At 73.1% G+C, this 10,091-nt stretch carries 10 protein-coding genes and 1 pseudogene; 7 read left to right on the top strand and 4 right to left on the bottom strand.

The features are described from left to right. Positions 1-118 precede the first annotated feature (118 nt). Positions 119-433: a hypothetical protein gene (locus ACWF9Z_RS13620; protein WP_453601371.1), complete on the bottom strand. Its 315-nt coding sequence runs from the start codon at positions 431-433 to the stop codon at positions 119-121. Between the two features lie 107 nt (positions 434-540). Here ACWF9Z_RS13620 and ACWF9Z_RS13625 point away from each other — a divergent pair, with 107 nt between their 5' ends. Continuing rightward, the gene (locus ACWF9Z_RS13625; RefSeq protein WP_453601374.1) at positions 541-882 is read left to right on the top strand and encodes a hypothetical protein; all 342 of its coding nucleotides are present in this window, start codon (positions 541-543) and stop codon (positions 880-882) included. Between the two features lie 111 nt (positions 883-993). After that, a complete protein-coding gene (locus ACWF9Z_RS13630) occupies positions 994-2,271 on the top strand; it encodes a L,D-transpeptidase (RefSeq protein ID WP_453601377.1) in 1,278 nt (425 codons plus the stop codon). Between the two features lie 177 nt (positions 2,272-2,448). Here ACWF9Z_RS13630 and ACWF9Z_RS13635 read toward each other — a convergent pair whose 3' ends face one another. Beyond that, positions 2,449-3,354, bottom strand: a complete 906-nt coding sequence (locus tag ACWF9Z_RS13635; protein ID WP_453601379.1) for a LysR family transcriptional regulator — start codon at positions 3,352-3,354, stop codon at positions 2,449-2,451. A 97-nt stretch (positions 3,355-3,451) separates the two neighbouring features. Here ACWF9Z_RS13635 and ACWF9Z_RS13640 point away from each other — a divergent pair. The 3 genes and pseudogenes from ACWF9Z_RS13640 to ACWF9Z_RS13650 form a co-directional block, all read left to right on the top strand. Continuing rightward, a pseudogene (locus ACWF9Z_RS13640) lies at positions 3,452-4,129 on the top strand (aspartate/glutamate racemase family protein); the annotation flags it as partial. An 81-nt stretch (positions 4,130-4,210) separates the two neighbouring features. Next, positions 4,211-4,741, top strand: coding sequence for a tetratricopeptide repeat protein (locus ACWF9Z_RS13645; protein ID WP_453601441.1), 531 nt, complete (start codon positions 4,211-4,213; stop codon positions 4,739-4,741). A gap of 280 nt (positions 4,742-5,021) precedes the next feature. Further along, the gene (locus ACWF9Z_RS13650) at positions 5,022-6,281 is read left to right on the top strand and encodes an MFS transporter (RefSeq protein ID WP_453601381.1); all 1,260 of its coding nucleotides are present in this window, start codon (positions 5,022-5,024) and stop codon (positions 6,279-6,281) included. Positions 6,282-6,420: 139 nt separating this feature from the next. Here the strand turns inward: ACWF9Z_RS13650 and ACWF9Z_RS13655 are convergent, their stop codons facing one another. After that, positions 6,421-6,807: a hypothetical protein gene (locus ACWF9Z_RS13655; protein ID WP_453601383.1), complete on the bottom strand. Its 387-nt coding sequence runs from the start codon at positions 6,805-6,807 to the stop codon at positions 6,421-6,423. Here ACWF9Z_RS13655 and ACWF9Z_RS13660 point away from each other — a divergent pair. After that, positions 6,806-7,786: a GNAT family N-acetyltransferase gene (locus ACWF9Z_RS13660; protein WP_453601385.1), complete on the top strand. Its 981-nt coding sequence runs from the start codon at positions 6,806-6,808 to the stop codon at positions 7,784-7,786. The genes ACWF9Z_RS13655 and ACWF9Z_RS13660 overlap by 2 nt on opposite strands. Here the strand turns inward: ACWF9Z_RS13660 and ACWF9Z_RS13665 are convergent. Beyond that, the gene (locus ACWF9Z_RS13665) at positions 7,783-8,769 is read right to left on the bottom strand and encodes a helix-turn-helix transcriptional regulator (protein WP_453601388.1); all 987 of its coding nucleotides are present in this window, start codon (positions 8,767-8,769) and stop codon (positions 7,783-7,785) included. The genes ACWF9Z_RS13660 and ACWF9Z_RS13665 overlap by 4 nt on opposite strands. Positions 8,770-8,922: 153 nt before the next feature. Here ACWF9Z_RS13665 and ACWF9Z_RS13670 point away from each other — a divergent pair, with 153 nt between their 5' ends. Then, the gene (locus tag ACWF9Z_RS13670) at positions 8,923-9,969 is read left to right on the top strand and encodes an NAD(P)-dependent alcohol dehydrogenase (protein ID WP_453601391.1); all 1,047 of its coding nucleotides are present in this window, start codon (positions 8,923-8,925) and stop codon (positions 9,967-9,969) included. Positions 9,970-10,091 lie beyond the last annotated feature (122 nt).

Consider the following 10,091-nt stretch of genomic DNA (forward strand, 5'->3'; position numbering starts at 1 on the left):
CCGCGGGGCCCGCGCGGCCGGGCGGGGACGCCGCGCCCGCGCCCCCCCCCCCCCCCGGGCGGCGGGGGGGGGGCGCCCCCCCGCCCCCCGCCCCCTCGTCCGTACCCCGCGCCCGCCGCTACAGCACGCGCGAGCGGCGCACCGAGAAGGTCACGAAACCGGCCCCGAGGCCCAGGCAGAGCGTGCCGCCCAGCAGGTACGGGGTGGTGTCGACGCCGCCCGTGTCGGCGAGCGAGAAGGAGTCCTCGGCGGTCGGCAGGCTCGCCTCGGCGGCCACGGACCGCACCTCCACCTGCGCGTTCGCGACGGCGGGCGCGGCGGAGGCCCCGTTCGCGTGCCCGGGCGCGGTGGCGTTGGCCGAGGGGACGAACCACAGGACGGCGAGGAGGGTGGTCGCTCCGAGAGCGGTGAGTGCTGATCGTCGTGCGGACACGGTGCGATCCCCCTTGTGGCAGCAGCGAATTGGCCGTGTGCGGTGATGCTACGGAATGGGGCGGGTCGTGGGAAAGCCGGGGCTTCCGCGGGCTTACTCTCCGTCGTATGAACCCTTCTGAGACATCACGGTACGTACGGCTTCGGGTGGATTTGGTACTCGAGGTGTCCGACGTCCCCGCGCTCACCGGAGCCGCCCTTGCCCACATCAAGGCCGACGAGTTCATGCCGGACGAGGAGCGCGGCCACGCGGAGGCGGCGGTCCGGGAAGACGAATCGGAGGCTTTGGCCTATTTGGTGGACCCCACCGACCTGGTCGCGGAGATTCCCGGGGTCGATCTCGCGCAGGCCTCCTGGAGCAGCGAGCCCGTGGAATACGACCCCGAGTCAATGGAGTGGGACCTCGACGAGGAAGATGGGGACTTCGACGAAGAGACTGACAACGCCTGACGGTGGGGTTGACCACATTCGAACGGAATGCGGAAGCGATCCGGGGCGTTAACGCGTTGTCAGGACGAGGCAGGGGGGTCAATTCCCCCTGCCCGGGGAGTTCCGGCAACGATGGAGTGGCGTGTGAGGACGGACAGCAAGCGACGGAGAAGGTCCCTGGTGGCCATATCCGCCGTGCTCGGGGGCGTACTGGTGCTCGCGGGGTGCAATGACGCGAGCGACGGCAAGGGGGACGCGCCGAAGGCCAACGGCGAGGCCTCGGCCAAGGCCGACGTCGACGCGGCGGCGGCCAAGGACACCTCGAAGGCCAAGATAGCCATCACCCCCAAGGACGGCGCGACCAACGTCGGCCTGAACGACGCGGCGAACGTGGCCGTCACCGACGGCACGCTCACCCAGGTCGATCTGAAGACCTCCGAGGGCACGGCGGTCGCGGGCAAGATAGCCGCCGACGGCAAGAGCTGGAAGCCGGACGCCGCGCTGAAGCGCTCGACCAAGTACGCGCTGGCCGCGACCGCGAAGGACGAGGCGGGCCGCGAGGCGCACGAGAACGCCTCCTTCACCACGGTCTCCCCGGAGAACAGCTTCGTCGGCTCGTTCATACCGGAGGAGGGGCAGACCGTCGGCGTCGGCATGCCGGTCTCGATCACCTTCAACAAGCCCATCAAGGACAAGAAGGCCGTCCAGGCGGGCATCACGGTCACCTCCAGCAGCGGCCAGGAGGTCGTGGGCCACTGGTTCAGCGCGCAGCGTCTGGACTTCCGCCCGGAGAAGTACTGGACGGCGAACTCCACCGTCACGCTGAAGCTGGCGCTGGACGGCGTGCAGGGCGGTCCCGGGGCCCAGGGCGTCCAGAACAAGACCGCCACCTTCAAGATCGGCCGCAGCCAGGTCTCCACGGTCGACGCGAAGACCAAGAAGATGACGGTCACCCGGGACGGCGCGGTCCTCAAGACCATTCCGATCTCGGCGGGTTCCCCGGAGAACCCGACGTACAACGGCCAGATGGTGATCTCCGAGAAGTTCAAGGAGACCCGGATGAACGGCGCCACCGTCGGCTTCACGGACGACGACGGCAAGGGCGAGTACGACATCAAGGACGTCCCGCACGCGATGCGGCTGTCGAACTCCGGCACCTTCGTCCACGGCAACTACTGGGGATCCGACTCGATCTTCGGCAGCGTCAACACCAGCCACGGCTGTGTCGGCCTGAACGACGCCAAGGGCGCGAACGACCCGAACCAGCCCGCGGCCTGGTTCTACGACAACTCCCTCATCGGTGACGTCGTCACGGTCGTCAACTCCCCGGACAAGACCATCAAGCCGGACAACGGCCTCAACGGCTGGAACATGAGCTGGGCCGACTGGAAGGCGGGCGCGGCTCTCTGACGCACCGCTGGTCGTAGTACGAGAACCCCCCGCGACGGACGGCGGGGAGCCCGGACCGGGGCTCCCCGCCGTTCCGCGTTTCCCGTACGGCTTCTCATCCGATGTGAGTGCGGCCCCCGAGCGGGCTTGGAGGGGGCGGGGCGTGACCCGCGCCTTCCCTCTCGGCTCTGCTTCAGATCACCGGCTCTCCCGCGGCCGGCGTGCGGTCGCCGTCTGCTGGAGGGCCCGGGTGGCCTGTGTGACGGCGGGGATCTGGAGGGCTTCGCGGTGGCACAGCAGGTACAGCGCCCGCTCGGTGGTCCCGAGCGGCAGCACCTGCACGTCGGGGTGGCGGTAGGCGTCGAGGGCGAGCTGTGGGAGGAGGGCGACGCCCAGTCGGCGGGCCACCAGATTCTGGACGACGACGTAGTCGTCGGTGCTGTGCCGGACGTCGGGGCTGAAGCCGGCGGCCCCGCAGATGTGGGCCAGGTGGGCGGCGCAGCTCGGGCAGCCGGCGATCCACGGGGTCGATGTCAGGCACGTCAGGGGGGCGGCGGCGGTCGCGGCGGGGTGGTCAGCGGGGACGACCAGGCGGACCGGGTCGTTGGCGAGCGGGATCAGCTGGAGGTCGGGGCCGTGGTCCGGTGGCCGGCTGTCGTGTGAGAAGAGCACGGCGAGGTCGGCCTCTCCGCTGGTCACCAGGTGGGCGGCCTCGGGGGGTTCGCACTCGGTCAGGTGGATCTTGAGCCCGGGATGGTGGCGGGCCAGATCCGTCATGGCGGTCGGGACGACGGTGGCGCAGGCGGAGGGGAAGGCCGCCAGGCGTACGGTGCCGGCGGTGAGGTTGGCGAGCGCGGCCATGTCGTCCTCGGCCGCGTGCAGGCGGGTGGCGATGGCGTCGGCGTGGCGCAGCAGCGTCGCGCCTGCCTCGGTGAGCCTGATCCCCCGGGAGTGGCGGACCACGAGCGGGAGGCCGGCCTGCCGCTCGAGCCGGCGCAGGTGCTGGCTGACGGCGGGCTGGGTCCAGCCGAGTTTGCGCGCCGCCGCAGCGATCGACTCGGTACGGGCGACCTCGCGGAAGATCAGCAGGCGGTGCGTGTCCACACCCCCAAGTATCTCTTGGGGGTCGGGCAAGGAGGACACGGCTACTGCGGGCGCCGGGTGCGCAGCACGATGGAGCCCACGGACACCAGGAGGAAGCATGCGGACCATCGGACTGATCGGCGGGATGAGCTGGGAGTCGTCAGCGGAGTACTACCGGCTGCTCAACGGGCTCACCCGCGAACGGCTGGGCGGGCACCACTGCGCATCGAGCGTCATGGTCACCGTGGACTTCGCCGAGATCGAGGCGATGCAGCGGGCCGACGACTGGCAGGGGGCCGCCACGCGGCTCGCCGAGGCCGCGGTGAGCCTGGAGCGGGCCGGGGCGGAGCTGGTCGTCCTGTGCACCAACACGATGCATCGCGTCGCGGACGACATCGCCGCCGCGATCCGGATCCCGTTCGTGGACATCATCGATGCGACGGCGCAGCGGATCCGCGCGGCCGGCATGCGCACGGTCGGCCTGCTGGGGACGCGGTTCACGATGGAGGGCGAGTTCTACCGGGCCCGGATGGCGGAGCACGGGATCGAGGTCCTCACCCCGGACGCGCCGGAGCGCGCGCTCGTCCACGACGTCATATACGACGAACTGACCAGAGGGCTGATCCACGACTCCTCGCGGCAGGAGTTCACCCGGATCATCGGGGCCCTCGCCGCACGGGGTGCCGAGGGCGTGATCCTCGGCTGCACCGAGATCCCGCTGCTGATCGGCCCGGCCGATACCCCGGTGCCGCTCTTCGACACCACCCGCCTGCACGTCGAACACGCCGTTGAACTGGCTCTGGCTGCACCGGACGCGGTGCCCGGCGACACGTCGGCCCCCGCCCGTCCGGCGACGGCGGGAAAAGGCGCCGAGGCCGTGCCGTCCGAGCCGAGGGATCCGAGCGGCGACCAGGAACGGGAAGCGGCTCTGTCGCAGGCCGTGCGCCTGCGCGAACAGGGACAGGCCGCGCAGGCCCGGGAGCGGTTGCTGGCGCTCGCACAGCGGCATCCGCAGGACGCCGAGATCGCCTACCAGACAGCCTGGGTCCACGATGTGCTCGGCCTGGAGGCCGAGGCCGTCCCGTTCTACGAACGGGCTCTGGCTGAGCCGGATCTGACCGAGGACGACCGCCACGGCGCCTTCCTCGGGCTGGGCAGCACCTACCGAGTGCTGGGCCGCTACGCCCAGGCGGTGCGGACGCTGCGTCGCGGGCTGGCGGAGTTCCCGAACGATCCCAGCCTGCAGGCCTTTCTGGCCATGGCGCTGTACAACACCGGACAGAGCCGCGAAGCCGTACGGATCCTGCTGGCCTCGCTGGCGGCCACCAGCAGCGACCGGCGGGTCCGGGAATACCGGCGAGCCGTCGAGCACTACGCGGACGATCTCGACGGCGGACCAGCCGAATGACACCCTGCGCCTGCCGCCGCCGGCCGGCTCCCTGCCGCATATCGACAGCGTGATCCGCCTGTCCGTCGGCCTCGAAGCCCCCGTCGACCTCATCGCCGACCCCATCGCCGACCTCGCCCGTGCCTTCCAAGCCGGCTGACTCCGCCGCGCACCTCCGGCCCGGACCCGATGGGCTCGGGCCGGAGCCCGCGACCCACGACGGGCGCGCACCGCGCCCCCGCTCGCCGCCCCTGACTTCGGCCTGCCCAGCCGCTCCACCGCTCACGGAGAGACCCCGGACATGACCAGCACCGCCACCGGCGGCAAGACGGCCGTCATACCTGACACCGCCCGGGCCCAGCACCGCATCCTGTGCGTTCTGGTCGCCTCCCAGATCCTCAGCGGCGCCGGGCTCGCCGCCGGAGTCACCGTCGGAGCCCTCCTCGCCCAGCAGATGCTCGGCTCCACCAGCCTCGCCGGCCTGCCCAGCGCCCTGTTCACCGCCGGATCCGCCCTTGCCGCCGTCGCCGTCGGCCGCATCTCCCAGGCCCGCGGCCGCCGCCCGGGACTCGCCGCCGGCTACCTCGCCGGCGCCATCGGCAGCGCCGGCGTCATCACCGCCGCCGCCCTCGACAACCCCGCCCTGCTGTTCGTCGCCCTGTTCGTCTACGGCGCCGGCACCGCCACCAACCTCCAGGCCCGCTACGCCGGAGCCGACCTCGCCGAACCCGACCGCCGCGCCCGAGCCGTCTCCACCGTTCTGGCCGCCACCACCGCGGGCGGCGTGGCAGGCCCCGCCCTCGCCGCCCCCACCGGCGACCTCGCCCACGCCCTCGGCATCCCCACCCTCGCCGGCCCCTTCCTCCTGTCGGGCGCCGCCTACGCGCTCGCCGCCCTCGTCCTCGCCCTGCGACTGCGCCCCGACCCCTTGCTCCTGGCCCGCACCATCGCCGCCGCCGAACCCGCCCACGCCACCGACGACACCCACACTCCCGGCCGGACCCGCGACGGCCGCCGCAGCCTCGTCCTCGGCGCCGTCGTCATGAGCCTCACCCAGCTCGTCATGGTCGCGATCATGACGATGACCCCGGTCCACATGCACGACACGGGCCACGGCACCGCCGCTTCCGGTCTGGTCATCGCCGTCCACATCGGCGCGATGTACCTCCCCTCGCCCCTGACCGGCCGGCTCGTCGACCGCTACGGCGGCATGAGGGTCGCAGCCGCCTCCGGCGTCACCCTCCTCGTCGCAGGCGTGCTCGCCGCCACCGCGCCCGGCGACTCCGTCGCGCTCCTCGCCCTCGCCCTGGCCCTGCTCGGACTCGGCTGGAACTTCGGCCTCGTCGCCGGCACCGCGATCACCACGGACAGCGTGCCGCTCGCCACCCGCGCCAAGACCCAGGGCCTGGTCGACGTCTCCATCGCCATCGCCGGCGCCGCCGGCGGCCTCGCCTCCGGTCTCATGGTCGCCGCCGCCGGCTACCCCGCCCTCGCGCTGACCGGTGGCCTGCTCGCCCTCGCCCTTGTTTCCGCCGTCGCCGTCGCCGCCCACCGCCGATGACCCCCCAACCCCGCGCACGACATCACCGTCGACGACTCCGCCGACCCTGTCGTGCTGAGGGCATGAAGATGCCGGGTGTCCCACACGCCGCGGTGGTTGTTCGCGCATCGGTCTTCCACCGGCAGCCGGGCCTGGCCGCTCACGGGGTCAGGTACAGGACCCGCACGGGCAGGCCCTCCCCGCGCTTCGGCACAGTGGTGGCCACGATCGCCCCTTCAGGCCGGTCCGCCGTGGGCTGCGCCGCGTGCTGACTGTGGGCGGCCGCCCAGGTCTCCTGCTGCGCCAGGGCGAGCGAGGCGGGCAGATCCAGGTCGAGGACGGTGATGCCCGGCAGGGCTGCCAGGTGCTCGGCCGTACCGGGCCGTGCCCGGTCGGCCTCGACGAGCGCACACGTCGGGGCGTACAGGAACCACCCGGCCTGGGCATGCGCGCGGCGGATCAGCCGAGAAACAACCCGCTGCCGGGCGCCGGGGGCCGCGGAAACCCCCGGGCGTCCGGGCGGGGTCCGGTCTAGGGTCCTGCTCATGCCGATCACCCAGCAGGTCACCCAGCTCTCCGCACCCCCGTCCGACTCCGAGGCGGACGCCTGGCGGTCGGTCCTGGCCGCCGCCCGGGGCCTCGACCTGCCGCAGCTGCCGCCGCCCAGCCCCGGGGAGGTGGCCGGGCGGCTGCGGGTTCCGCCGGCACGGGGCCGAGCCGTCCACTGGGCGACCGAGGGCGGGGTCGCCTCCCTGATCCTCTTCGCGGACGGGAGCAACGAGCGCACCGCGCACCTGGACGAGCTGACGGTCCGTCCCGACGCGCGCCGGCGGGGCGTGGGCACGGCGCTGTGGCAGCGGGTCCGGGAGGAACTGCTCGCCGAGGGCCGGACCTCGGTCTCGGCCGAGGTGGACCTGGGCGGCCCGGGCGAGGCCTTCGCCCGGGCGCTCGGCTTCGAGAACGTCCTGCCGATGGGCTGGTACGCCCAGGACGTGCGCGCGGCGCGGGCCGAGCCGCCCGTGCCGGGGCCGCCGGCCCTGGCACCCGGCTACGCGCTGCACTGCTGGCCCGGTCTGGTCCCCGACGCCTGGGCGCAGGCGACGGCCCTCGCCCACGGGTCGATGGACGACGCCCCGAGCGGGGACCTCGACCAGCGGACCCAGACCTGGTCCGCGGAGCGGCTGCACGCGGCCCACCGGCTGATCCTGGCCCGGGGCGGCGCCGTGACCACCGTCGCCGCGGTCACCCCGCAGGGCGAGGTGGCGGCGTACACGGAGCTCGTCCTCCCCGACCCGGCCGGAGAGCGCGCCCTCCAGTACGACACGGTCGTCGCCCCCGGCCACCGCGGCCACGGCCTCGGGCGGGCGGTGAAGCTCCGCATGCTCGCCGAGGCGGCGGTCCGCCATCCGTCGCTGCGCCACATCGACACCTCGGTGGCGGACGAGAACACCCCGATGCTCACGGTGAACGCCGCCCTCGGCTACCGCCGCGAGCGCGCGGCGGGGTACTTCCAGCTCAGGCTCTAGGCGTGTGGTCCCGGGTCCCGGGACTCGGCCCCGGTCGCCGCCACGCCGCCCCCGAGTCCGCCGGCGGCGTCGTGCGGCACCACCGGCACCGGCGCGCCCGCGGGCTCCTGCGGCTCCGGTGCCTCGCGCGGCTCCGTCCTCGCCGACCAGGACGCCAGGAGGCGCAGCGCGTCGGCCGAGGGGGAGCCCGGGACCGCGTGGTACGTGACCAGGAACTGCGCCGGATCGTCCGGCAGGGCCAGGGTCTCGAAGGAGAGCACCAGCTCACCGACCAGCGGGTGGCGCAGCCGCTTGCTGCCGTGCGTCTTGTCGGCCGCCACCGTGTGCGCGGCCCACAGCCGGCGGAACTCCTCGTTCTTGACCGAGAGCTCGCCCACCAGCGCCGTCAGCCGGTCGTCGTCGGGGAACCGGCCGGCGTACAGCCGCAGATTGCTCACCACCTCGCACGCCCGGCACTCCCAGTCCGCGTACAGCTCCGCCGTCGCCGGGTCCAGGAACACGAGCCGCACCAGATTGCGCTCGGACGCCGGCAGCGCCCCGAAATCGCCGAAGACCGCCGCCGCCAGCCGGTTCCAGCCGATGACGTCCTGCCGCCGCCCGACCAGGTACGCCGGTACCCCCTCCATCGCGTCCAGCAGCGTCCGCAGCTCCGGGCGCACCTGCTGCGGACGCGACGACTGGCGGCGCTTGCGGGGCTTCGGGGCGGCGAGACGGCTCAGGTGCGCGCGCTCCGTACCGTCCAGGCGCAGCGCCCTCGCGATGGCGTCGAGCACCTCCGCGGACACGTTCTGCCCGTGGCCCTGCTCCATGCGCGTGTAGTACGCGACCGACACCCCCGCCAGCTGCGCCAGCTCCTCGCGGCGCAGCCCGGGGACCCGGCGGTGGCGTCCGTAGTCGGGCAGGCCCACGTCTTCGGGGCGCAGGCGGGCGCGCCGGGTGCGGAGGAATTCGCCGAGCTCGGCTCGCTGATCGGACTGGTCCATCACCCCAGTATCTCCGCGCGGGCCCGCGGACCGCAGGGCCGTGCCTGACCCTGCCAGGGGTAGGTCCGCCAGTCCTAGGCAGGACAGGGGGATGGGTACCGGGCGGGGGAGGAGGCAGGCTGGTCGCACCGAACCGACCGAGGAGCCACCACCGTGTCCGTCACCCAGGCCGCCGCCTACGCCGCTCCCGCCCCCAAGGCCCCGCTGGAGCGCACCACCGTCCCGCGCCGTCCCGTCGGCGCGCACGACGTCCTCATCGACATCAAGTTCGCCGGGATCTGCCACTCCGACATCCACCAGGCCACCGACGGCTGGGGCGAGGGCATCTACCCGATGGTCCCGGGCCACGAGATCGCCGGTGTCGTGAGCGAGGTGGGCGCGGACGTCACCAGGTTCGCCGTGGGCGACCGGGTCGGCGTGGGCTGCTTCGTCGACTCCTGCCGCGAGTGCGCGTACTGCCTGCGCGGCCAGGAGCAGTACTGCGTCAAGGGCATGACCGGCACGTACAACGCCCGCGGCAAGGACGGCGAGCCCACCTACGGCGGCTACTCCACCCACATCGTGGTCGACGAGAACTACACCGTCCGGATCCCCGACGGCATAGGCCTCGACGTGGCCGCCCCGCTGCTGTGCGCCGGCATCACCCTCTACTCGCCGCTCAGGCACTGGGGGGCCGGCCCCGGCAAGAAGGTCGCCGTCGTCGGGCTCGGCGGCCTCGGGCACATGGGCGTCAAGCTCGCGCACGCCATGGGCGCGGAGGTGACCGTACTGTCGCAGACCCTGCGCAAGAAGGAGGACGGGCACAGGCTCGGCGCGGACCACTTCTACGCCACGAGCGACGAGGCCACCTTCGACGAGCTGGCCGGCAGCTTCGACCTCATCGTCTCCACCGTCTCCGCGCCGCTCGGCTTCGACTCCTACCTGGCCCTGCTGAAGGTGGACGGCGCCCTGGTGAACGTCGGCGCCCCGGAGGAGCCGGTCGCCCTGAACCTGTTCTCCGTCATCAACGGCCGCAAGACCCTGGCCGGTTCGATGATCGGCGGCATCGCCGAGACGCAGGAGATGCTCGACTTCTGCGCGGAGCACGCGCTGGGCTCGGACATCGAGGTGATCCGCGCGGAGGAGGTCAACGAGGCTTACGAGCGCGTGCAGGCGGGCGACGTCCGCTACCGCTTCGTCATCGACACCTCGACGATCTGATCTGATCCGGGCCGCCCGGCCCGCCCGGTACGACGGAGCCCCGGGGCGCCCCGCCCGCAGGGGGGCCGGGGGGGCGCGCAGGGGCGGGGCGCCAAGTGAGGGGGTGGCGGGGGGGGGTGTGG

The sequence above is a fragment of the Streptomyces sp. NPDC054961 genome (assembly GCF_053609145.1).

Excerpts from the sequence above, each read along its gene's own strand:
- ACWF9Z_RS13660 (WP_453601385.1), top strand. The coding sequence starts at position 6,806 with ATGCCGATCACCCAGCAGGTCACCCAGCTCTCCGCACCCCCGTCCGAC.
- ACWF9Z_RS13655 (WP_453601383.1), bottom strand. The coding sequence starts at position 6,807 with ATGAGCAGGACCCTAGACCGGACCCCGCCCGGACGCCCGGGGGTTTCC.
- ACWF9Z_RS13650 (WP_453601381.1), top strand. The coding sequence starts at position 5,022 with ATGACCAGCACCGCCACCGGCGGCAAGACGGCCGTCATACCTGACACC.
- ACWF9Z_RS13630 (WP_453601377.1), top strand. The coding sequence starts at position 994 with ATGGAGTGGCGTGTGAGGACGGACAGCAAGCGACGGAGAAGGTCCCTG.
- ACWF9Z_RS13625 (WP_453601374.1), top strand. The coding sequence starts at position 541 with ATGAACCCTTCTGAGACATCACGGTACGTACGGCTTCGGGTGGATTTG.
- ACWF9Z_RS13665 (WP_453601388.1), bottom strand. The coding sequence starts at position 8,769 with ATGGACCAGTCCGATCAGCGAGCCGAGCTCGGCGAATTCCTCCGCACC.